21 protein-coding genes are annotated in these 24,256 nt (G+C 40.4%); 11 read left to right on the top strand and 10 right to left on the bottom strand.

Annotated elements, in window-relative coordinates; translation table 11 throughout:
* Positions 1–251: 251 nt before the first annotated feature.
* Entirely contained in the window at positions 252–1,469 is a 1,218-nt protein-coding gene (locus AACS98_RS07135) for a hypothetical protein (RefSeq protein ID WP_066377706.1), read from the top strand.
* Positions 1,470–1,514: 45 nt separating this feature from the next.
* On the opposite strand, the gene AACS98_RS07140 is transcribed toward AACS98_RS07135, so the two are convergent.
* The 3 genes from AACS98_RS07140 to ahcY form a co-directional block, all read right to left on the bottom strand.
* Positions 1,515–1,844: a XisI protein gene (locus AACS98_RS07140; RefSeq protein ID WP_066377707.1), complete on the bottom strand. Its 330-nt coding sequence runs from the start codon at positions 1,842–1,844 to the stop codon at positions 1,515–1,517.
* The gene (locus AACS98_RS07145) at positions 1,832–2,248 is read right to left on the bottom strand and encodes a XisH family protein (RefSeq protein ID WP_066377709.1); all 417 of its coding nucleotides are present in this window, start codon (positions 2,246–2,248) and stop codon (positions 1,832–1,834) included. The genes AACS98_RS07140 and AACS98_RS07145 overlap by 13 nt, the downstream gene beginning before the upstream one ends.
* 314 nt (positions 2,249–2,562) lie before the next feature.
* On the bottom strand, positions 2,563–3,840 hold the full coding sequence (ahcY, locus tag AACS98_RS07150) for an adenosylhomocysteinase (protein WP_066377711.1): 1,278 nt from the start codon (positions 3,838–3,840) through the stop codon (positions 2,563–2,565).
* Positions 3,841–4,443: 603 nt separating this feature from the next.
* Here ahcY and AACS98_RS07155 point away from each other — a divergent pair.
* Together AACS98_RS07155 and AACS98_RS07160 are read left to right on the top strand one after the other, a co-directional pair.
* Positions 4,444–6,075, top strand: coding sequence for a mechanosensitive ion channel family protein (locus tag AACS98_RS07155; RefSeq protein WP_066377791.1), 1,632 nt, complete (start codon positions 4,444–4,446; stop codon positions 6,073–6,075).
* Between the two features lie 184 nt (positions 6,076–6,259).
* Entirely contained in the window at positions 6,260–6,523 is a 264-nt protein-coding gene (locus AACS98_RS07160; RefSeq protein ID WP_066377792.1) for a hypothetical protein, read from the top strand.
* A 69-nt stretch (positions 6,524–6,592) separates the two neighbouring features.
* Here the strand turns inward: AACS98_RS07160 and AACS98_RS07165 are convergent, their stop codons facing one another.
* The 3 genes from AACS98_RS07165 to AACS98_RS07175 form a co-directional block, all read right to left on the bottom strand.
* Positions 6,593–7,735: a glycosyltransferase family 4 protein gene (locus tag AACS98_RS07165; protein ID WP_066377713.1), complete on the bottom strand. Its 1,143-nt coding sequence runs from the start codon at positions 7,733–7,735 to the stop codon at positions 6,593–6,595.
* Between the two features lie 229 nt (positions 7,736–7,964).
* Complete coding sequence (locus AACS98_RS07170) at positions 7,965–9,095, bottom strand: glycosyltransferase (protein ID WP_066377715.1); 1,131 nt, start codon at positions 9,093–9,095, stop codon at positions 7,965–7,967.
* A gap of 92 nt (positions 9,096–9,187) precedes the next feature.
* Positions 9,188–10,357 (bottom strand): glycosyltransferase family 4 protein, encoded by a 1,170-nt coding sequence (locus tag AACS98_RS07175; RefSeq protein WP_066377716.1) that lies wholly within the window; start codon positions 10,355–10,357, stop codon positions 9,188–9,190.
* Between the two features lie 799 nt (positions 10,358–11,156).
* Here AACS98_RS07175 and AACS98_RS07180 point away from each other — a divergent pair.
* The 8 genes from AACS98_RS07180 to AACS98_RS07215 all read left to right on the top strand — a co-directional run bounded on the left by AACS98_RS07180 (position 11,157) and on the right by AACS98_RS07215 (position 19,628).
* The gene (locus AACS98_RS07180; RefSeq protein WP_066377720.1) at positions 11,157–13,367 is read left to right on the top strand and encodes a hypothetical protein; all 2,211 of its coding nucleotides are present in this window, start codon (positions 11,157–11,159) and stop codon (positions 13,365–13,367) included.
* Between the two features lie 217 nt (positions 13,368–13,584).
* On the top strand, positions 13,585–14,370 hold the full coding sequence (locus tag AACS98_RS07185) for a PIG-L deacetylase family protein (protein WP_066377723.1): 786 nt from the start codon (positions 13,585–13,587) through the stop codon (positions 14,368–14,370).
* A 148-nt stretch (positions 14,371–14,518) separates the two neighbouring features.
* The gene (locus AACS98_RS07190; protein WP_066377725.1) at positions 14,519–15,628 is read left to right on the top strand and encodes a glycosyltransferase family 4 protein; all 1,110 of its coding nucleotides are present in this window, start codon (positions 14,519–14,521) and stop codon (positions 15,626–15,628) included.
* 259 nt (positions 15,629–15,887) lie between these two features.
* Positions 15,888–17,069 carry an AGE family epimerase/isomerase gene (locus AACS98_RS07195; protein WP_066377794.1) on the top strand — a complete coding sequence of 394 codons (1,182 nt, stop codon included), beginning with the start codon at positions 15,888–15,890 and terminating at the stop codon, positions 17,067–17,069.
* 78 nt (positions 17,070–17,147) lie between these two features.
* Complete coding sequence (locus AACS98_RS07200) at positions 17,148–17,516, top strand: hypothetical protein (RefSeq protein ID WP_066377726.1); 369 nt, start codon at positions 17,148–17,150, stop codon at positions 17,514–17,516.
* A 5-nt stretch (positions 17,517–17,521) separates the two neighbouring features.
* Positions 17,522–17,866 carry a hypothetical protein gene (locus tag AACS98_RS07205; protein ID WP_066377727.1) on the top strand — a complete coding sequence of 115 codons (345 nt, stop codon included), beginning with the start codon at positions 17,522–17,524 and terminating at the stop codon, positions 17,864–17,866.
* A 107-nt stretch (positions 17,867–17,973) separates the two neighbouring features.
* Positions 17,974–19,092, top strand: a complete 1,119-nt coding sequence (locus AACS98_RS07210) for a phosphotransferase enzyme family protein (RefSeq protein ID WP_066377728.1) — start codon at positions 17,974–17,976, stop codon at positions 19,090–19,092.
* Positions 19,089–19,628: a DOMON-like domain-containing protein gene (locus AACS98_RS07215; RefSeq protein ID WP_066377730.1), complete on the top strand. Its 540-nt coding sequence runs from the start codon at positions 19,089–19,091 to the stop codon at positions 19,626–19,628. The genes AACS98_RS07210 and AACS98_RS07215 overlap by 4 nt, the downstream gene beginning before the upstream one ends.
* 55 nt (positions 19,629–19,683) lie before the next feature.
* Here the strand turns inward: AACS98_RS07215 and AACS98_RS07220 are convergent, their stop codons facing one another.
* The 4 genes from AACS98_RS07220 to AACS98_RS07235 all read right to left on the bottom strand — a co-directional run bounded on the left by AACS98_RS07220 (position 19,684) and on the right by AACS98_RS07235 (position 24,190).
* Complete coding sequence (locus tag AACS98_RS07220; RefSeq protein WP_066377732.1) at positions 19,684–20,418, bottom strand: phosphoadenylyl-sulfate reductase; 735 nt, start codon at positions 20,416–20,418, stop codon at positions 19,684–19,686.
* Positions 20,419–20,546: 128 nt separating this feature from the next.
* Positions 20,547–21,983 (bottom strand): O-antigen ligase family protein, encoded by a 1,437-nt coding sequence (locus tag AACS98_RS07225; protein WP_066377734.1) that lies wholly within the window; start codon positions 21,981–21,983, stop codon positions 20,547–20,549.
* A gap of 121 nt (positions 21,984–22,104) precedes the next feature.
* The gene (locus tag AACS98_RS07230) at positions 22,105–23,070 is read right to left on the bottom strand and encodes a glycosyltransferase (protein WP_066377736.1); all 966 of its coding nucleotides are present in this window, start codon (positions 23,068–23,070) and stop codon (positions 22,105–22,107) included.
* Positions 22,988–24,190: a glycosyltransferase family 4 protein gene (locus AACS98_RS07235; protein ID WP_066377737.1), complete on the bottom strand. Its 1,203-nt coding sequence runs from the start codon at positions 24,188–24,190 to the stop codon at positions 22,988–22,990. Before AACS98_RS07235 ends, AACS98_RS07230 begins: the two co-directional genes overlap by 83 nt.
* Positions 24,191–24,256: the final 66 nt, after the last annotated feature.

The following is a 24,256-nucleotide window of genomic DNA, read 5'->3' on the forward strand; positions in this document are numbered from 1 at the left end:
AGCTGGCATAGGGTTAATTTTATACTATAATATATACTATATAAGTTTGCACATTTACAAAAAAATATTTATATTCGTAGGTTGGGTTAAGCAAAGTGCAACCCAACGCAATCAAATTATAAAGATGTTGGGTTTCGTTACTCAACCCAACCTACATCTGAAAAATAATTGATGTGTTACACTTGGTTAACGCACCCTACTTATACTACAACAGTCCTACCAATATTTTGATTTGTTAATGGATAAGAAATATGAATAAAAATTTCAACAAAAATCCTTTCGATAAAAAAATAAGAGGCTTAGAATATTACAATAAGTTACAAATATTTGCTGAACAAGAACTTGATAATCGGTTTGAAGATTTAGCACTTTTTATAAGAAATGTCATACTTGAGCAAGATACACCAAGATCACTAGCTCATGAGTTATACAAATATGACCTAATTATACTTGTGCCAGTAAATAAAAATTTTCCAAATAGATTAGGCATTACTATAAATATCGAATGCTGCACACAAATTTATAATCATCAAGATAGTAAGTATATAAAAATTCAAGATTTTCTAGCTGCTCCCATTATTAAATACGAAAATCAATTATATACCTTACAGAATTTTGTGTTTGCAATTGCCTATAATGGTTCTATTCATTGGCAACCTAATTTTGAAGTTAATCAGCCTGATTTAAATAAGCTATATCATGATGTTATTTGTGAAATACCAGAAACATATTTACGGTTAACTCATGATATAGCTCGTTGCCTTGTCGCTGCCTACAAGGATATTTTTGAAAAATTTAATGGCGATAACAACGGCTACTCTGCTATTATGAACCGCCAACCTATGATTGTCAATAATGGCAAGCTAATCAAGGACGGTTATGATAATCCAACTTGTTGGTTTAACAATTCTTACATACAAATTCCTATACGAGAACAAGCGAATTTTGGAATTAGAATTTGTCTAGAATTACAATTACAACAAATAAATAAACAAGGCTTTATATTTGTTTATGGCAATAAGCAAAAAGAAAAGGAAAAAAGTAATATTTTAGGCTTATCTTGTCAACAAACTACAAAATTTTTAATTTTTGAAACTTTTGGCTCTCAAAGGCGATTATTAAATAAAATAATTGCCAAACTTCCTATTAGTTCGGAGATGATGCAAAAACCCTTTAAGTTAGAAGTGTCACTCTATAAAAACGGATATATCAGTTTAGCTGTAAACGAATATTTAAAATATTGCGAAAAAATACCTACTAATTTCTCTATTTATAATGGCAAATTAATTATTGGAGCAAACCTTGATGGAGAAAAATTCGGTAATTTTTTATGTTCTGTAAACTCTATAGAAGCTATTAACCACCAAAACATTATACATACTATCTTTATGTCTGGGGTAAGGCAACTTTCTGGATTGGATGGTCTGCAACTACCTCCTGATATAATAAAACGTCCTGCTCTACGTTAGTTAATTTTTTTATCTAAAGCAAGCAGTTTAAAATTCAATGAGAGTTTAAACCGATGCAAAACCAGTAAACTGCCTAACATAAGGTGATCTAAAACCTAAAACAATATCAGATTTCGGAACACCTAATTCTACCAACTCATTAGCTACCCCTTCCTCTGTAAAATCGCACTGAATCCAGATTTTTCCGTTGATAATATCTATATGAATCATTGAACCATAAGTCCGTTTTTCACCTTCCCATCCTAGATGAATTACTAAATAATGATCTCTTTGATTATCAAATATTAATTGTAGTTCTGTTCCCTTAGCTAAATGACTTTCTGTATGTCTTGCTAATACAGTCTGTACTAATTCAGAATAATTTATTCCTTCCATAAAACAATCTCCTGTTTGCTACCTTCAAATATCAATAATTTTAAGTTATGTTCACCAATTATGTTTTGAATCACAGGTTTCAGAAAAAATGCTGTATATATTTCATAACTAATTGCTAAATATAAAATACGATCAGGTTCTTCTGTTCTTAAAATAGAACGGTAATTAAGTGTTTGTCCTAAAGCTGTATGAAATTCACTAATTGCCGATTTCCCTAAAAAAGATTTTATCTCAACAGCGATTTTTTGTCCTTCTTTTTCTGCGCCTAAAAGTCGCTCTGCTCCTAAATCAATACGAAATTCTATAGTATCTACTATAAATATTAAAGGATCAGCAGTAATTAACCAACCATCTTTCTCTAAAGCTAACCTAACTGCATTATGAAAAATATCCTTCGCTGACATAAAAACATAAAGCCATATTTTCTATCTTAGATTATACCTAAATTCTCAAGCAATACCTTCTTCTCTTCTTCCCTTCTTCCTTCGTGTCCTTCGTGTCTTCGTGGTTCGTTAAAAAAAAGGAACAAGCAAAACGCCCATCCCCAAAAAACTATTAATAATTTAGCTTCCAAACCCCCCCAGAACTGAAGTTCCGGGCTAATAGCCAAAGTAAACTTTAGTTTACTAAAAGACCTTCATTTTCCCTAGTCATCTTTAGATGACTTCAACTATTAGACAGGGAATTAATTCCCTGTCGGGATATGGGTTTTAAATGATTAAGTTCCAGACTGCCAAGAATTGATATACTCAATCTGATCTGCTGTCAAACTATCAATTGCAATACCCAAAGCTTGCAACTTCAAACGAGCAATTTCTTGATCAACCTCAGTGGGAATAGAATACAAACCAGGTGCTAATTTACCCTTATTCTTCACCAGGTATTCACAAGCTAACGCTTGGTTAGCAAAACTCATATCCATCACCGCGCTAGGATGTCCTTCCGCAGCAGCGAGGTTAACTAAACGACCTTCACCCAGTACAATCACAGATTTACCACTGTTGAGGATATACTGCTCTGTGAAAGGTCTAACAGTCTTGATTTCCTTGGCTTGACTTGCTAAGTATTTCAAGTCTAACTCAATATCAAAGTGACCAGAGTTACAAACGATCGCACCATCTTTCATTAGGTCGAAGTGTTCACCCCGGACTACGTGCTTGTTACCTGTCACGGTAATAAACAAATCACCATGAGGTGCAGCTTCAGACATGGGTAACACCCGGAAACCATCCATTACCGCTTCAATCGCTTTAATGGGGTCAATTTCGGTAACGATAACGTTAGCACCCAAACCACGCGCCCGTAAAGCAGTACCTTTACCGCACCAGCCATAACCAGCTACTACAATGGTTTTACCAGCCAGCAAGATGTTTGTAGCGCGGATAATGCCGTCTAAGGTAGATTGACCTGTACCGTAGCGGTTATCAAAGAAGTGCTTGGTGTCTGCGTCGTTAACGTTCATCGCGGGGAAGGTTAACACCCCATCGTTTAACATAGCGCGTAAACGCACAATCCCGGTGGTGGTTTCTTCTGTAGTCCCAATTAAATCAGAAATTTGGTGTTGACGGTTTTTCACCAAGTCTGCAACCACGTCGCTACCGTCATCAATAATAATGTTGGGACGGTGGTCTAAGGCGATTTGCACGTGGCGGTTGTAGGTTGCCGCATCTTCGCCTTTAATCGCAAATACAGGAATTTCGTAATCAGTGACTAAGCAAGCTGCTACGTCATCTTGAGTTGATAAGGGGTTACTGGCAATTAACACAGCATCAGCACCACCAGCTTTAAGAGCGATCGCTAGGTGTGCGGTTTCTGTGGTAACGTGGGCGCAAGCTACAAGACGCAGCCCGGCAAATGGTTTTTCTTTCTCAAAGCGATCGCGGATTTGCCGTAATACAGGCATTTCCCGTCCAGCCCATTCAATACGCTGTCTTCCCAAGGGAGCGAGGGCGAGGTCTTTAACCTCGTGCTTTAATCGGGGAGAAGTTGCGGTCATTAACAATTACCTCAAAAAAGTAAAAAAAGCTACGTAATTTGTTACGTGCTTTACTATAGTATGCCACGACTCAGGATTTTTTGCTGTCATCAGCAAATAGCAAATTTATTGGGAAATGGGCATAGGGCATAGGGCATAAGGGCATGGGGCATCAGGAATCATTCTCCCTCATCCCCCTCATCCCTACGAGGGGATAAATCGCCGTCAGAGATGGGTGAGACGGACTTTTAGCTGTTTTCCCTTGCCTCTTTCCTGTTTAACTGCATATCTGGCTTTTTTCTTTTACATTTATTTTTGGTAAGAGTATACAGATTGGCAACTCTTATGATTACTTCTCATGACAGATGAACTCATTTGTCATCTATCTCAAGGATTAGAATACCCCAACTTAATTGTATGGGAATAAAACTTAACTTTTGATAGGTACATTTACCCAAGTAACAAGTTAAATGTGAAAGGTGGTTTGAGGAGCAGTCTACAGTAAATTTCGCTAAAGGAGGTCTTTGAGTGCGCTTTAAATTTTTGGCGATCGCTCGATGCACGATAGCTGTGGCAGTGACAACGGCAGCAACAGCAGGTTCTAGCCAGTCAGTACCCGGCTTTTTGGGTAGTAAACCAGTATGGAGTGAATCTGCGGCGATCGCAGGTACAACAGCGTTTAATGTTGCTTCTGTGCCGAAAGTTACTGCCCAGATTCCTCTTTTACCTCAATTGCCAGCTCCTAACAATCTGAGCAATGAAACGAATAACCGAACTGTATCAGATTGGGTGTATTTGGATGGTAGGCGATTATTTCAAATTGCCGCATCCAGAAGCAACTTTTCAGATCGTTCGCAAAATATCCAACAGAATCTCTCACAAATCAGTACAAAATTCTTTCGCTCAGATGCACAACAAGTTGAAGTCAATACCCGCACAGTCAATGGATTACCAATCATTGAAGTCAACGGTAAATACCTGATGACTGTCACCACCGCAGACGCTAGACTGCAACAGATAGATCCCTCAATCTTGGCACAACAAATTGTGGAAGATGTGAAAACCGGGCTAGAACGGGCTAAACGAGAGCGACAGCCGCAATTTCTGCTCAACCAAGGTAAAATCGCTGCTGGTATCGCCCTCGCCATGCTTGTAGCTGGTTGGGGAGTTTATACTTGGCAGCGTCGTTCTAAACAAAATTCCATAGAACCTATTCCCGCCCCTTCACAAGACGCTGAAAATATTACATCTCAGCTAAATCAACAGCAACATCAACATTTTCAAGAAGTCAAAAAACGCTTGTTTCAAATCACCCAAGGGGGGATTTGGGGCGGTGGTAGTTTTATCATTTTGGGTTTATTTCCTTATACCAGGGTATTGCAAGTAGGGATTGTCACAGCCGCCCAAATTCCTTTAAAATTGGGTCTAATTATAGTCGGGACTTATGTAGTTATTCGTCTGAGTTTTGCCCTAATTGACCGCTTCACCTCAACCCTCATCAGCAGTGGTGCTTTATTAAATTCCGCAACCTCCGAACGTTTGAAACTGCGAGTTTCTACATTCTCTGGTGTAACTAAAAGTATTGTGACTTTGATTTGGGTGGGGGTTGGCATTCTCCTAGCCTTGATTTTCTTTGGTATCGATATCGTCCCCCTGCTAGCGGGTGCGGGTTTAGTCGGTGTGGCGGTGTCTTTAGCTTCGCAGAACTTGATCAAAGATGCGATTAATGGCTTTTTGATCATCATTGAAGATCAGTATGCTTTAGGCGATGTGATTGCTGTGGGAGATGTCGGCGGCTTAGTCGAAAATCTCAACTTACGGATGACACAGCTACGAGACGCAGAAGGACGCTTGATTACGATTCCCAACAGTGAAATTAAAGTGGTGGCGAATCTTTCGAGTCGTTGGTCAAGAGCCGATTTAACGATTCCAGTGGCTTATCATACTGATATTGAACAGGCTTTGCAGTTAATTAAAGATGTGGCTCTCAACATGAATCAAGATCCACAATGGAAACGCCAAATTGTGGAAACACCCCAAGTTTTAGGGATAGATAATTTTGGCGATCGCGGTTTGATGATTCGCGTCTGGATTAAAACCCAACCTCTCAAACAATGGGATGTAGCGCGAGAATACCGTCGTCGTCTGAAAATCGCCTTCGATCAAGTCGGCGTTGACATTCCCGTACCTCAGCAAGCAATTTGGGTGAATGATGTTCAGTTATTGAACTCTCCAGAGAACGGTAAATCTTTTTAACCTCTGTTGCTTGAGAGAGTAGGGAGTAGGGGAGCAGGGGAGAAGAACTTTTTCCCAATCCCCAGTCCCCAATCCCTGTTTAGTACAAATGTACTATAATAGTTCTAACGTCGAAAAAGCCTAGTACAGCAAGATAACAGCTATGTCACGGTCTTCTGGAAGAGGGATTAAAGGATCTGGTAAAATGATGAAACATTACATTCTCAATCTCAACCCCACCGCCAAGCATGAATGGGATCGTTGCATCCTCAGAGATCCGCTTACAGCAAAACGTCCAGACATTGCTAAATTAATTGCTGAAGCAGTAGGTGCTGATACAGGTAGTTATTTAGTCAGTGTAAATATTGAAGTTCAGGTGTTAGAACAAGCGGCTGTACCTCAAACCGAACAACTGGCTTTACCATTATCAGAGGTGGATATCCCCACGCAACTGCGGGAAGTAGCCTAGTTAATTGATCACTGCAATTATACTTGATTCCTTGATGTAGAGACGTTATGTATAACGTCTCTACATAATTTATTTGGCGCAGCTTAATAATAGTTCGGCAATTTGCTGATTAATATGAGCGACATCAAAACGTTGACTAGCGGTAGTTCTAGCATGACTCGCTATAGTTGCAGTTGTCTGTTGATCTTGCAGACAAGTATTAATAATTTCTGCTAATTCTTGTGACTCTCCAGGCGTAGTTAAAAACCCATTAATTCCGTGTTCTACTAATTCTGTTGCACCGCCAGCTTTAGCTGCCACTACAGCCTTTTCACACAGCATCGCCTCAACAATGACTCTACCAAAAGGTTCGGGTGCAATGGAAGTATGGGCGACTAAATCACAAGCTGCCATTAATTGCGGGATATCATTCCGAAATCCCAGAAATTTCACGCGCTTTTCTAGTCCTAGTTGGGTAATTTGTTGATGTAATTGTTTAACATAATCTTGTTCACCAAACAAAGCATCACCAACTAAAATTGCTGTCACTTCTGGCGGACATTGAGCAATAGCATCGATTAAAATATGCTGTCCCTTCCACGGTGAAAGTCGGCTAAATTGTCCAACGACAAATTTCTTTTCTACTCCTAATTGTTGCCGCAGTTTTTGAGTTTCCGCCGGACTGGTTTGATAGAGTTTTCCATCAAAACCGTTATAGACAACTTGAGTTATTTCTGCTTTTCCTCCGGCTTGCACAAAGGCTGTTTTACTAGCTTGGGAATTAGCAATGACTAATGTAGCAAACCGATTAGCTAAGTTAACAGCAACGCGAAGGTTAGTTTGGCTAAAGTGTTCTGATGACAGGATATCATGCAAATGATAAACCAAGGGACGACGAGCTAAAAAACTAGCTACTGCCCCAATAACTAATGCTTTTTGAGTATTGGCATAGATTATATCATATTTTTTCGCGGTTTCGGCTACCTTAAATATTAGGGGTGCGAGTTGTGTTAAACTACCAAATGCTTGCAAGAAATTACTTTGTTTTCTAACTTGAATTTTTTGGGTGGTGAGAACTTCAACGGGTATATGATTTTGTTGTAGTAATGTTTTAAAACTACCATCTGCAAACAAACCAACTAAGGCGCGATCGCGGTAAGGTTTAGCAATATCAATTAAACACAATTCCGCCCCACCAGGTTTACCGCTTTGGTCTAAAAATAAGATTTTCATCACAAATAAATTATTGATAGTTTAGTGAATAAAGTTTCATTATGACAATTGCGTAATACTAGAAAATTGTAGGGTGGGCATTGCTTTTTAGTAGCTAAAACCCTGAGTTTTATATTGTTGGCAATGCCCACCTAACACTTATTGAGAATGCTGCAAGATATGACAATATCAGACTTGCTTAAAGAACATTTAGTTTTATGCTAGCAAAATCTCAAATCCCTAATCCTCTTTAGGGTGGAGTTAAAGACATAGACAAATTTGCTATTGGTAATAGGTTTTGCTGTTGACTGCTGAGTGTAATACTGGCATTCAATTGTTTAACAACGTATTCCGCCACAACAGTTTCTGAGCATTTATTTTGCCACCAATCCAGAGATTTATGGTGCATTTCTTGGATTAATTGCGGATTACGTAGTAGGTTTTCTAAAACTTTTTCCCAATCCCGCCAATCTTTAATTTGAATCACAGGCACGCCGTCTAAATACCACCGTGAAGGTAAAGCTTCTGTAACGACAACGCAACCATATTTCATACCTTCAAATAACCGATTTGTCTCAAAAGATGTGCCTCTAGGAACAACACAGATTTTAGTATCCATCATAATTTCGCAATAACTGCGCTCATCTTCAGGTTTTCTGTCATGAAAACCTGCTGTAATTGCTAATTCGACTTGATAATGGGGATTTTTGCGTTGCAATTTTTGGAGACTAGAAATCATCAGTTTTCTCGCCAAGCTTTTGGGAGTTCCTAGCCAATGCTTCAAAGACCATATCGGATAAGATATGTGTACAATACTACCAGAGAAATAAGTATCATACAGCCGTGCTTCGATGGGCTTAATTGGTAGATTTTTGGAATTGTTATACCCTAGAGGAATGTCATAAATTGGAGTGATTTTACCTTTACCTGATAACCAACTTTTCAATTTGTGGTATTGATAATTTGCTAATCCAGGGAAGGAAACAATTAAGATTCTGAGAAATTGAATTAAGGTGAGCAAGTTCAGCAAAGAAGGCTGAAGTAGAGGATTACATCCTAAGACGGGACGAGTTCCTATACATTTAAATACAGCCCTGACTTTATGAGCATACATTGGTGTCCGATACCATTCGTCTCCGACAACAAAAACAACTACATTTTGACCATAAGTTGGCAATTCATCCATTTCATCCCAGGTTATATAAAAGATGAAATCACGAATCGCCGAACTTGTTTCTATAGCTTGAAATACTTTACTCAAATAATCAGTTAAACCAAATTTAACTGGTGGCTTGCTGTCGTATATATCCCAAGGAATTGGTTGCTGTCCTTTTTTGATGTAGATATAGTATTGATTAGCAAGTGCATTAATTGCAAGCATAGAAATTTTATCTCCGGTGTCCGAGTGGAATTGATTTTTACAATCACAGAGATGTCACTTAGCTATTAAATTGTTGTTGAGACAATTACTATTTAAGCCAAGAGAACTTGACGCACTTGTTGACCGATTTTTTGCCAATTGAAGTTAGTTGCAGCATACTGACGACAATCTGTCCGTGACGGCGTGGGCATTTGTCCTAGTAATATCTGTTCTAATTTTTCGGCAATGGCTGAAACTTCGGTAGAAGTGGTGATTAACTCTGGTGAAAAGGGTTGCAAAATTTCTGGCATCCCCCCGATTGGTGTACATAAAACGGGGGTTCCGCAAGCTAAAGATTCTAGGATTGCTAATCCAAATCCTTCAAAAGATTGGCTTGGCATCACAGTTAAATTAGCAGCTTGGTAGGCTATGGGTAACTGTTCATCTGGGAGAAAACCTAGGAATTTCACATTGTTTTCTAAGCCTAATGCTTTCGCTTGTTGTTCTAGAGTAGTTTTGAGATATCCTCGACCTGCGATCGCCAACCAAACATCAGGTACTTTTGGTTTAATAATTGCTATAGCTGCCAACAATTTATCTAGTCCCATCCGGTTTACTAACCGCCGGGATGTAAATAAAATAGGGCGACTATCTGGCCAGCCTAACTGCTGACGAGCGGCTGTTTGTAATAAGTTTGGTTGGAATTTCTCGATATTAACACCACCGGGAATAATATGGATTTGCTTCCACGAAACTTTATATTGTTTATGTAAAATATTGCCAAAAGCTTTACTAAGAACTATGAAGCGATCGCAGCGATGATAAGTCGTTTGTTCGATCAGCCGACGCTTCATAAAAATGCTCAGTTGATTATTCACCATCTCCTGTTTACTTTCCGAAGCCCAAGGGCCATGAAAGTTAAACGTAATCGGCACTCCTTTCGGTAAAATATCTAAAATCGGAAAGCTATATAATGCAAAATGTAAATTAATCGCATCGGGTTTACTTCTTCTATGTTGTTGGAAATTTTTCCTAATAGACCATAGTCTTCGCCAGATAGAAGTATCTGGTGATGCTAAGTTAGTCAGTGTGATTGGTAAATTTAATTCTGTGTTTGGTAAACCTACTCCACATAATTCTACTTGGTATTTATCCGCCGCTAATGTATGAATTAGCTCATACACATAACGTTCTAATCCTCCAGGTGTTTTCGGAAACCAGCCTGTTCCTAAAGTGAGAATAGAAGCAGAGGTTGAACTAATATTAGCTGTTTTATCTTTCACTATTTATCTCCAATTTGTTCGCCAAAATATTTCTGTTTATTTCTATACAAAAACCCATTTATTTGTTTTGTATATAACAGTACATCGACAGTCTTTAGTATTTATATTCGCTTCTCATCTATCTAATCAGTAAATTTTTCCTATGATAAAATAGAGATTTTATATGGAATCATCTAGTATTTAAAGATTTTATTAAATGAATCATCTCCTGATTATGGATATATCAAAACTTACCTGTTTTTGTGAAAGAAATGGTAGATACCTCATTTCAATTCCAATGAGGTGTTTATTCGCACAGCCTCATACTAGACAACGTAAAGATAGTAAAACTACCAGTAGCAATAAATAATTTTTTTTGAAATCTATAGTTACTAAATTTGAGAAAAAAGTCAATATAAACACAATTAATATTCTTTTAGACAAACTCATAGCAAAAATAAACCAATGATGTGGTTTTGATAAAAATTTGTTAAACATGAAATATGAAGCCGTAACTATTTGTTATGTATGTATATGTCTGCTCGTCAAAGGCATGATGGGCAGTTAATATAAATAGATTGTTTTAAATTTAACAATTTCATCAAGTCAATAGTTCCACTATTGTCTTACAAGTTGTGCTAGGTAAGGTACAGTATGAATGATTACTTGATTACTATTTATGGAGGTTAAAAATATAAATAATAATTACTAATGCTAACTATCAAATATTGGATTTGACAGATGATTATTTATTACTTATGACTAGATAAGATTAATTAACTTACCCTAGCAATAGATAAAATGTTGGGAAACTTACTGCATGAGAAGCCAAATATTTCAGTATTTGCGTAAAGTACAGCTAAAGTTAGTCCAAAGCCTCAGAAATTTATCGCTCAATCTTAAGTTTCGCCAATTAAAATTTTTACTATTTTTTTTGGCAGTGATGACGGGTTTAATTCTGACTACCGTTGGTATTCCCATAGATGAAACTATAAGTAGTGTTCCCGCAACTACTTATAAAACATCTTGGATAGGTAATACTTTTCGTGGTGGGAATAAGTGGGTACAGAATTATATTGAAGGAATGTATGTTGCTTCCAATGGCACTATTTATACTAATAGTCATTGGGATGAAGCAGGTGCAGAAGCATCAATATATAAGGATGCCGATGTTGTGGCGATTCTGCGTGATACTCACGGTTGGAGTCGAGGCGGTGGGGAAGCTATCACAGCCGACAGCAAATATATTTACATGGCGATGATTCAAGGTGCTGTTGGCAAAATAGATCAAGATTATCCCGCCGAAGGAACAACTTGGTATTGTGTCAGACGTTACGACTTATCAGGAAAACCTGCGCCTTTCCCTGGGGGAAGGGGTTGGGATAAAAGTATGTTAATTGTCAGTAACAAAAGTGAAGTTACTGGGTTAGCAACGATAGGTAATGAGTTATTTGTTAGTGATTTTGCTACTAACAAAATTCGCGTCTACAATCCTGATACAATGCAGGAAAAACGTAGTTTTAGTATTGCTAGACCAGGAGCGATCGCAGTTGATCAACAGGATAATCTTTGGATTATTCAACGTAAAAATGCCAGTAATCCTGCGAAGATTGTACGCTACACTCCAGCCGGAAAGCAATTACCACAACAGATTACTAATGTTAGTGTACCAACGGCGATCGCTATCGATCACCAAAACAGACTTTTAGTAGCAGAAAACGGCACTCGTCAGCAAGTATTGATTTACAATATCAAAAATCAGCCTGTACAAGTGGGAACCTTCGGTAACAAAGGCGGAATTTATAGCGGTGTACCCGGAGAAGTCCACAGCTTAAAATTTTATGGTTTGACTGGCGTAGGTGCAGATAAGCAAGGCAATATTTATGTTAATAGTAATGGGTTTAATAATTCCGGCACAGATTTAAGAAAATTTTCCCCATCAGGTAAGCAAATTTGGCAATTATTAGGATTATTCTTTGTAGAAAATGCTGATGCTGATCCTCAAAGTGATGGGTTAAGCGTTTTCACTAAGCAAGAACAATTTGCAATGGATTATAGTAAACCGGCGGGTAAACAATGGACTTACAAAGCCTATACCTTAAATCCATTCAAATATCCTCAAGATCCCCGTTTGCATACATCCCCAGATGCTACCTTTGTGCGTCGCATCAACGGTAAACCTTTCATGTTCCTCACAGATATGTACACCAGTTTTCTGCAAGTGTATCGTTTCAATCCCGCTAAGGATGGTAAAATTGCTATTCCTGCCGGGATGTTTGTCGGTACTCGTGGGGATGGTAAAGCAGCAATGAGTGGTAAATGGCCAGCTTATCAACCGCAAAAGGGGGAATGGATTTGGCGCGATCGCAACGGTAACGGTGCTTTTGATCAAGGTGAATACGACACTAGCCAAGACTATCCTTACATGGGGGGATGGTGGGTAGACAGCAAAGGTGATGTCTGGAAAACCTTACGCACTCAAGACGGCATTCGTCATTATCCCGTTCAAGGACTAGATGCTCATGGTAATCCGATTTACAGCTATCGTACCATGAAAAAGGATAAGACTCCCAGCTTTTTTACAGATTTACGCCGCATCGAATATTTCCCCGAAACCGACACCATGTATTTATCAGGCTTCACGGCGGAACATCCATCAATTGGGGATGATGCCAAAGCCGCCGGTTCGGAAATTGCCAGGTTTGATAATTGGAGTCAAGGCAATCGTCAACCCCGTTGGCGAATTGTTGTCCCCCACGACACCACAGGTAAGCGGGAAATTGTCACCGCAGCTATGAGTATCGCTGGCGATTATGTTTTTTCCGTGACATCTAAAACCGCCGTAGTCAATGTTTATAATGCTAAGACAGGAACTTTAGTCAAAACATTAAAACCAGGCCCAGAAGTTGCAGGTGAAAGCGGTTGGATTGATATCCCTCAAGGTATTCGTGCTGTGCGTCGTGCTAATGGTGAATATCTGGTATTTGTTGAAGAAAATTGGAAAGGCAAAGTAATTGTCTATCGCCTGTAAAGATTTTATCAACATTCTCAAGTATCACAAATCAAAACCCCGACTGTTTAAACAGTCGGGGTTTTGATTTTTGGTCTAAATTAAACCACATCTTTTTCACAATCATTCTTTATCTGTTCTTCATAATAATGAACTTATAATCTTGTTTATTCTCTCAAGAAATAAAAATACCAGTAACACACAAAATAGATTTTAAGTTTGTAGAGAATACAACAATATGACCATGAAAAATCACCTCCAGCAATTACAAAAGCTCATGCCTAACCAATGGCTAGAGAAACTGCAATATTTACACTCTAAATTACTATGGAATTGGCTGTTGTTTGCTGGAAGTCAAAAACTAGGTTTAAGTCAGAAATCAGCAATGGTATTTTCTCCCCATCAAGATGATGAAACCTTTGGCTGTGGCGGGATGATTGCCCAAAAACGCGCATTAGGAATACCTGTGGTCGTGGTATTTTTGACTAATGGCGCGGGTGCAGAAGCATTAAATCAAGATGCGCAGAATCACATCATTGAAACTCGCAAACAAGAAGCGATAAAAGCATTAGAAATTCTAGGGGTAGCAGCCACAGATATTCACTTTTTAGCTAAAGCAGATGGAGGTTTAAAGAAATTAGAAAATGAAGAATATCAACAGATAATTAAACAGTTATCTGCAATGATAAACTATTATCAGCCAGAAGAAGTTTATGTTCCCCATCGCCAAGATTGTCATCAAGACCATGAAGCGACATTTACATTAGTAAAAACAGCAATTAAAGCCGCAAATATTCAAGTTGATTTTTATCAGTATCCCGTGTGGTTATTTTGGAGGTCGCCATTATTTATCCTGCTAAAGCTTCAGGATATAGCAGCAGCCTATAGAGTTGCCATTGCTGGGGTACAAGAACAAAAAAATCGCGCGATCGCTTCCTACTCCTCCCAACTCCAAAGCTTACCGTCGGGCTTTGTCAAACAGTTTTTAAATGACCATGAAATCTTTTTCAAAACTGAGGACTAGATAGTAAATTCTGTTCAGCTTATAATAATCATTATTAGGGCGCATCTTCACATCAAATTTACAGCCCATATAAATTTTTGGTCGATAACCAGAATAAAACAAGAATTTGTCTAGGTAATTATCTATAATTCCTATGGAGAACATTTAGGTGAGAATATTACATATTACTAATCATGTCCAAGAAATCGGTAATGGTATTGTCAATGTAGCAGTAGACCTAGCCTGTTTACAAGCAAAAAGTGGTTATGAAATTGCTGTGGCTTCGGCGGGAGGAGAATACGCCGCCTTACTCGGAAGTTATGGTGTCAGACATTTTCATTTAGATCAGTCTAGACAACCATTTAATATAATTAAAGCTGCATGGCAGTTGCGGCAATTGATACAAAAATTTCAGCCAGATATTGTTCATGCACACATGATGACAGGCGTAGTGCTAGCGGCGATGTTGAGAAATGGCTGTAATTATGGTTTAGTCTCCACAGTACACAATGAGTTTCAGCGTAGTGCCATCCTGATGGGATTAGCAGATAGAGTCATAGCAGTTAGTCATGCTGTAGCTAATTCTATGATCCGGCGTGGTATACCCAAAAAGAAACTGAGAATAGTTACTAACGGCACCTTGGGTAGTCCCCGGCATCGCCAACTACCAGATTATCAACCATTACCATTACATCGTCCAGCAATTACCACTGTAGCCGGGATGTATACCCGCAAAGGAATTGCGGAATTAATCACAGCTTTTATGAAACTCGCGCCGGAATTTCCGCCAGCACATTTATATTTAGTCGGGGATGGGCCAGATCGCACCATGTTTGAGACAATGGTGAAAAATACACCCTTTAGTCATCGCATTCATTTTGAAGGATTTCAGCCAGAACCACAACGCTATATGCTAGCAACCGATATCTTTGTGCTGGCTTCCCATTGCGAATCATTTGGTTTAGTGTTGACAGAAGCGCGAGAAGCCGGGTGTGCGATTATTGCTAGTAATGTAGATGGCATTCCTGAAACTTTGGATCATGGACAGGCTGGTGTTCTGATTCCACCCAAAGATAGTCAAAGTTTAGCAGATGCGTTGAGCAAATTACTCAGAAATCCGCAACAACTGGAAAAATATAAATATCGCGCACAAAAAAACCTTGAACGCTTCAAAGCTACGCGCGTCAACGAGGAAACCCTCACTGTCTACCGCGAATTAGCCAAAAACTACAATCTTCATCGGGAAATCATCAAAGAAGAAGTTTTAATTGGTAGATAAACCACTGACTACAGGGTGCTGTCAAACCAATTAACATCATGTCCGGCTAATTACTTATGATAAGTTTTCGATGCTGATCTTTTCTTCTTCCCTGATCCTTCCTGTTCCCTGTTGCCTGTTCCTTCCTGTTACCTGTTCCCTGTTCCCTACCCCAACAGATATGATAACTATTCAAACGGACATGATATAAAATTTAAAATACTTGTAGTTCATCGCCAGCAAAGCGATAATGAACCCTGTTGCTTTTCACCAGGGGAATATGGCGCAGGATTTTTCAGCACTAGCAGCACTTTATCAACACACCCTTCTCAATGATGTCTTGCCATTTTGGGAAAAACATTCAGTAGACTGGGAACAAGGCGGTTATTTCACCTGCTTAAATCGTCAAGGCGAGGTATATGATACAGACAAATTTATCTGGTTGCAAAATCGCCAAGTGTGGACTTTTTCCATGCTGTGCAACCAACTAGAACAACGGGAAAACTGGTTAAAAATCGCTAGTAATGGCGCAAAATTTTTAGCTAAACACGGCAGAGATAACGAAGGTAACTGGTATTTTGCCCTGACTCGTGCCGGAAAACCATTAGTTCAGCCTTATAATATATTCTCTGATTGCTTTGCGGCAATGGCATTTAGTCAGTATGCTTTAGCCTCTGGTGAAGAATGGGCGCAGGAGGTAGCAATGCAAGCATACAACAATGTGCTACGCCGTCAAGAACATCCTAAAGGTAAATATAGCAAAACTTACCCCGGCACACGCCCCATGAAAGCCTTAGCTGTGCCGATGATTTTAGCCAACCTCACCCTAGAAATGGAATGGTTGCTATCTGAAGAAACTTTAGAAAGTGTCTTAACTGCAACCGTTCAGGAAGTCATGACAGATTTTCTGGACAAAGAACGGGGATTGATGTATGAAAACGTTACTCCTGATGGTTCTCACATTGATTGTTTTGATGGCAGGTTAATTAATCCTGGTCATGGGATTGAAGCCATGTGGTTTATTATGGATATCGCCAACCGTAAAAACGACCGCAAAACCATTAATCAAGCTGTTGATGTGGTGTTAAATATCCTGAATTTTGCTTGGGATAATGAATATGGTGGCTTATATTACTTTATGGATGCAGATGGACATCCCCCGCAGCAGTTGGAATGGGATCAAAAACTGTGGTGGGTGCATTTAGAAACTTTAGTGGCCTTAGCAATGGGTTATCGTCTCACCGGGAGAGTAGAGTGTTGGGAGTGGTATGAGAAAATCCATGATTATTCTTGGTCACACTTTGCTGATTTAGAATATGGTGAGTGGTTTGGTTATCTCAATCGCCGTGGAGAAGTGTTGTTAAATCTCAAAGGCGGTAAATGGAAGGGATGTTTTCATGTTCCCCGTGCTATGTACCTGTGTTGGCGACAGTTTGAAGCTTTGAGTTTGCAGTCAGTTTAAATCGCTAATCTCCTCACTTGTACTAAAATAGCTTATCCCACTAGGTGGTATAAAATCATCACCAAAGGAGAAGTAATTGTGAGTAAAACTTTTTGGAAAGTGCTGGGAGTTTTATCAATGCTGGGGGGAATTTCCCTGCTGTTGCAATCTCCTGGTGTATTTGCTACCAGACCACCGGATAAACAAGTAGAATTTATCATTGGTACAACAGTTATTGTAGGATTATGCTTTGTATTTGCGATCGCCTGTTGGTTTCCCCAAAGTCACGCTATTAGTTTACGGGTGGTTGGTTTAGTTGGTGTGGCTTCGTGCGTTTATTCGATATATGATATCTTCTACAATCGCAGTCTCAACTGGCTAGCGATTACTTCCCGCTTAGGTTTGATTTTCGGATTGTGGCTACCCGGTTCTCTGTTTCTGATCAGCAAAGGGAACATGAGAAACTAATTATCATGCAAAACTCAAGGAAACCGCAGCTTTTAGTCTTGGCTGGAGGTGTTGCATTAGTAGTCTATATTTTGTGGCTGATAGGAGGGGCGCATCATCCCTTAGCTTATGAACGCAAGCGATATACTAACCCTGATAGTAAGTATCAAGCGGTGGTTTATGCAATTCCAGCATTGATTGCTATGCCTGGACAGGAGGACGATCCATCTGGTTATGTGCGGGTGTATGATGCTCAAGGCAAACAAATTTGCCAACATGATTTTTCTGCGGTTTCCGACATCCTCGATTTGTTCCGTCGAAATCCTGATGAACTCAACTATGCTAACTTGATTTGTCGCCGTGGTGAATAAGCGATCGCATTCTTTGCAACACTTATATATATACTGGGCGGAAAACTTAAGCTACTATAATTTCCTATTGCCTTTGTGCAATTCATCTGTGGGGAGTAAAAACCAATATGACAACAGTTATCAGGACTCATGGTATAGGAAATCTGGTGGCGATCGCTCAACAATTCACGCTTGAGAGTCAAGTTGTGGATGTTCGCGGTTTTGGCAGTGGTAATATAAATGATACTTTCTTAGTCACTCTTGATGCTCCTGGGGAACAGCATTTTATCCTGCAACGCATCAACACGCAGGTATTCCGCCAACCCCAACTGATTATGCAGAATATGCGTACTTTCACAGACCATGTACGCCAAAGACTACAACATACCCCCTTAGACCGTCGTTGGGAAGTACCCCGCGTTTTATCAACACAGCAAGCTCAAGACTATTATATTGATGCTGAGGGCAACTTTTGGCGAGGAATTAGCTTTATTGCTGGGTCGCAGTCTTTCGACACCATGCAAAGTGTAGAACAGGCGCAAGAAATTGGCTACGCTTTGGGGATGTTTCACAACTTAATTAGCGACTTACCACCGGAAAAATTAGCCGATACCCTGGAAGGTTTTCACATCACACCGCTTTACCTGCGCCATTATCAAGAAGTTTTGGCGACGACTACACCGCAACCCTCCCCAGAAGTAAATTATTGCCTACAGTTTGTGAGCGATCGCGCCACCTTTGCACATATCCTAGAAAATGCCAAAGCTCAGGGTATACTACCTCTGCGGTTAATGCACGGCGACCCCAAAATTAATAATGTTATGTTTGACACCAGCACTCACAAAGCCGTCAGTGTCATCGACCTAGACACAGTAAAGCCGGGGTTAGTACATTACGACATTGGTGACTGTTTGCGTTCTGGTTGTAATCCGGCTGGGGAAGAAACAGCAGACTGGAATAATGTCTATTTTGATACAGATTTATGCCAGGGAATATTACGAGGTTATCTTTCCGTAGCTCAAGCGTTTTTGACTGAGAACGATTACACATATATGTATGATGCTATTCGCCTGATAGCCTTTGAGTTAGGGTTGCGGTTTTTTGCGGATTATTTAGCCGGGAATGTCTACTTTAAAGTCAAGCATCCAGAACATAACTTAGCCAGAGCAATTGTACAGTTTAAGCTTACCGAAAGTATAGAATCTCAAGAAACTCAGATTCGCCAAATTATTCAAGACATGAAATGAACCAACAAACATTTACTTTACAACCATTCCCCTCTGGGGAATCTTTACCTGATGTCAAAATCACAGGTAACATCAACCGTCATCAAAATCAACTCACCATCACCTACCAACTAACAGGCGACTTAGAAAAAATTATCATTCCTCCACCCGCAGACACACCAAAGCGAAAACATGAACTATGGGAAAATACCTGCTTTGAGTTTTTTTTGGGTGTGAAAAATTCTCAAAGTTATTGGGAATTTAACCTTTCCCCGGCTAGACATTGGAACATCTATCACTTTGATAACTATCGCCAAGGAATGCAACAAGAAACAGCTTTTAGTGTGCTGCCGTTGAGTGTGCAGAATCAATCAGATAGTTTAGTGCTGACTTTGAATGTTGATTTGAATCCAATCATCTCAGAAAACCAACCCATTGAAGTAGCAATTACCACTGTCATTAAACAACAAAACAGTCATCTAACCTACTGGGCATTAACTCATAAAGGTGTAGATGCTGATTTTCATTTACGAGATAGTTTTATGATTGAGTTGTGACCTGATAAATTCAGGTGCGCTAGTCAAAACTTAACGCACCTCACCTACTACTTAACTATTTTTGCAAATTACCTGCGTGTAAACCGCACTCCTTAGCGGTAGACTCTTCCCACCACCAACGGCCTTCCCGTTCGTGCTGGTTGGGTAAAACAGGTCTGGTGCAGGGTTCGCAACCAATGCTGATAAAACCGCGCTCGTGTAATTTGTTGTAAGGTACATCTAAAGCGCGGATATATTCCCACACTTGAGCAGAAGACCAGTTGGCTAAGGGGTTAAACTTAATTAATTGATGGTCTTCTGTAGAGAAGGCACTATCAAGTTCAATTACAGGAATATGGTTGCGGGTGCTGGGACTTTGGTCTTTGCGTTGTCCTGTTACCCAAGCATCAAGGGTGTTAAGTTTGCGGCGCAGGGGCTTAACTTTGCGAACTGCACAGCATTCTTTATGACCATCTTCGTAGAAGCTAAACATTCCCTTTTCTTCTACCAAAACTTGAACTTCTGCCGTATCAGGGAACATTACTTCTAATTTGATACCATAATGTTTTCTAACTTGATCCAATAACTGATATGTTTCTGGGTGCAAGCGTCCTGTGTCAAGGGTAAACACACGGAAATCTTTGGTAATCTTGGAAGCAATATCAATGAGAACAACATCCTCAGCACCACTGAAGGAAATTGCCATGTTGTTAAAAGTGTCCAAGGCAAACTTGAGAATTTCCCTTGGTGATTTCTGACTGTATTCTGCCTCTAGAGCAGCAATATTTAAATCCGTATGGGTAGCTACCATCTGTGAATGTTCTCCTCTCTTGCACCCTGAATTGTACCAATTTCAGATGCACCAGTACAGTTGGGGGAGTAGGGGAGGCGGAGGAGAAGGAAGCTAATGACTAATGACTAATAACTAATGACTAATAACTAATAACTAATTCCTTGCTGCTTGTAATACTTGTGGGCTGCCATTGCCATCGCTAAAAATCCCCACAAAATCATCCCCATGATACTCAGCATTCCACTACTGATAATTAGCTGGGCGCAAAAACTTATACCAATAGCACGGGCAGCACTGACAAAACTATCAAACCGGGCTTCACTATAGCTACAAACGTTGTAAAGTAATAAGATTAATCCGCCTAAATATGGGATTGTTCCAAACCATCCCAAGGTGAAAAACATATCTAAAATTCCACTGTCAACTACAAATACTTCGATTTGTCCTGTTTCTTCGTTGACTTTCCAAATATTTCCTAAACCGTTACCCAGTCCATTAGTTAAGGCAAGATTCAAGTTTCTGTCATAGTTCCCTGATCTATCTCTAAAGCTAGTATCTTGTTCCAGATTGGTAAAACTTTCCATCCGTTCAGCCACAACTTCAGAAATTGGCTCGATAGTTGTCAAGGGTACAACGCAGATTGCCATCATCAAAATGATGGCGATTAAACGCATTTGAATCCGCGTTTTTACTGATATGAAAATCATCACTACCCCCAGTAGCCAACCTCCCCAGTTGCTACGTGCTTGGGTAAGTAGGAATGATAAATAACCAAAGGCGGACGCTGGAAAAGTTAACGCCCCTTGAGTGCTGGTAAACATTAACAATAAGCCAGCTTGTAAGACGGCTGCATAGGGGCCAACAGAGTGCATTGTACTCCATACCCGCATCCCAAAGGGTTCAGGTGAGCCGGAACTGGTGTAAAGTTTTGATTCTATTAGCCAATAACGATCCCACTCTGGAGCTACTACAAATTGATACACGCCGTAAGCCCCTGTGAGTAATACGCACCAGAAAAATACTCGTTGCATATTTTGGCGATAGCTGGGGTAGTCTCGCCAGTTGACAAACAAATGAAAGGCGAAAATGATGGGACTAACCCAATCTAAAAAGCCCCTGGCTACGGGAAGCGGTGCATTAAAAATTAATCCTACTAGAAAGGCATAAAATACACCCAAGGCGGGGAGAATAAAGGGTAAGCCTCCCTGGCGGGCTGCACTGGGTAAGTATTTGATGAAGGTAGCAATGCTGACAAATGATACTAAATAGGGTGCTACCATCATTTGGCGGGTGGGATCCCAACCGATGCGATAGTCAACTAGCCGGGTGGCAAAGGCGGTGAGAAACCAAATCCACCAGTTGAAGCCGATATACAGGATGGGATGGCGCAAGTATAAAAATATCGCTACAACAAAAGCTGTGGCTGGATAAATTATCCGGAGTAGGCTAGCAGCACCGGCAAAATAGCAAGTTGTTGTTAGTAGTATAAAGCCGAGGATGACTAGCCAACCTTCTAGCGATCGCTGTTTGGGTGAAAATTTTTGGTTTGAAAAGGTGTTAAAGAGTATTTGTTGAGAAATCACTGGTATTTCCTACAATTTTTTTAAACGCAGAGGCACGCTAATGTCAATTCAAAATTCAAAATTCTCTCATTCAAAATTCAAAATTCACGCATAGCCTGCGGGAAGGCTTGCGCCTACAAAATTAGTTTGAGTTTTGTAGTTGTGTTAGGGGCGGTTTGAGTGGGTTTTGGGTTTGGAATTGTTGATAGGCTTGCCAACGTCCTTGTAGTGAGGCTATGAGTTTGCGGGTTGCTAGTTGGCTTTGGCTGGGGAAGAATCTCAGCCATTGGAGGCAGCCGTAGCAGTCTCTTGTACCTATGATGATTGCCCACAATAGGAAGATGGTACGGCGTAGGGGTGGGAGATGTTCTAATAGGATGAGGGTTTCGTTATGGACTAGGTTTATTTGGGCGATCGCGTTAAAATTATGACGTTGGTCTTCGTCAAATCTTTGGGCTGGATAGTGATCTACGGCAATTTGGGGATCGTAAATTATTTTTCCACCTGCACGTTTTAAGGCTAGGGTGAAGGCCATTTCAAAATGTACTTGTGCGCCTGTGCCTCGCATCCGTTGATCAAAATGTAATTCTCCAATAGCTTGGGTGCGAAAACTCATGTTTACGCCTTTGAGAATATCGACTTCGCGGGGTTCTCCTACTCCTAGGTGATGGTTGCCAATGACTCGTCCAAACCACTGCAATTGTCCGACTATTGGGCGGGATGCGTCTAATATTTGGTTGCCTTGGTGAATCCAGTCACGACCACCAACGCCAGCGACAGCAGTATCTTTGAGAAAATGGGCGTTGATACTTGCTAACCAATCAGGACGGGGGGCGGCATCGTCATCGGTGATGGAAACTATATCACCTGTGACTGCTGCCATGCCAGCGTTGAGGGCGGCAACTACCCCTGGTTGTGTGACTGTGACGGTTTGTAGTGGTAGGTGTTGAGGATCGAAGTTGGCGAGGAATTGCCTTGTTTCTGTATCTGTGTCGCGGACAACTACTATTATTTGGTTGGCTGGTTTAGTTTGCGCTTGTAGTGCCGTAAGGCAACGTGATAGATCGAGAGGACGGCGATAGGTGGGGATGAGAACTGTGTTCTGCATGGCTAATGAACTCCTCAAATAGATCCATATAGGTTTGTGCCATAGTCTGCCAACTGTACTTTTCGGCTAAAGTCCTAGCGGCTTGACTCATTTGTTGCCTACGCTGGCGATCGCTCACCATTGACAACAAGGCGGTTGCTAAAGCGTCAGTATCATCTGAGTCGGGTAAAACTACGCCGCACTCTGGGGTGACTAATTCTGCTCCCCCGGTGGCGGTGGCGGTAATTACGGGTAATCCAGAGGCGAGTGCTTCTAACAATACCAAGGTGCAGGCTTCGTATCGAGAAGGAAACACGAATAAATCGACGGTTCGCATAATATCGGCGATATCACGACGATAGCCGACGAAATGAACGCGATCGCTTAACCCCAAACTTGCTGCTAACTCAGGAAAGGGGCTACCTTCGGGATTTCCGACTACAGCTAGATGTAAGTCGGGAACTTTGACTAAAGCTTGCAGCACGCTATCTAAGTTTTTCCGGGGTGTACGGATATCTCCGGCAAATAACGCTAAGGTGACGTTTTCTGGTAGCCCTAATTGTTGACGGTTGGCTACACCGGGCGCAAATTCTTGTAAATCCACGCCATTGACAATTACCCGGATTCGGGAACGGGGTACACCAATTTCGACTAATTCTTGGGCGACTTTCTCCGAGACGGCGACGACAATTTTGGCTCTTTGGAAAGCTTGTTTTTCCCAATGGGCATTTAGGGCTGTGTATAGCCACTGGTACGCACCATACAAGTCTCGACGCACACGGGAAATATGCACAGGCGATCGCAACCAAGAACTATGCACAAAATGCACAGCATTCACATCGGCTGTAGCTTTTGTAATCGCTCCATTTACTTTTATTAAGTCAAAATTAGCGCGATTTTTTCGCAACCAATCAGCACTTTTTTGAGCAAAAATGAAATTGCGAATAAATTCCGTCGGATAGCCATCAACCGGAATTTTCACCCAATTTATAGCTTGATTTTCTGCTAATTCCGGTGCAATCTCACTAGCTAATAATGTGAGGTGATGCCCCTGACGTAGAGCCTCTTTCACAACTTCATAATTGACTCTACCTTGACCATCACCTTTTCTAACTTTATGGGTCACAATACAGATTTTCATCTATTATAGTCCTTAGTTATTAGTCATTAGTTATTAGTCATTAGTTTTTCTCCCCTGCTCCCCTGC

This window comes from Anabaena sp. CA = ATCC 33047 (assembly GCF_963870205.1).
Taxonomy (GTDB): Bacteria; Cyanobacteriota; Cyanobacteriia; order Cyanobacteriales; family Nostocaceae; genus Trichormus.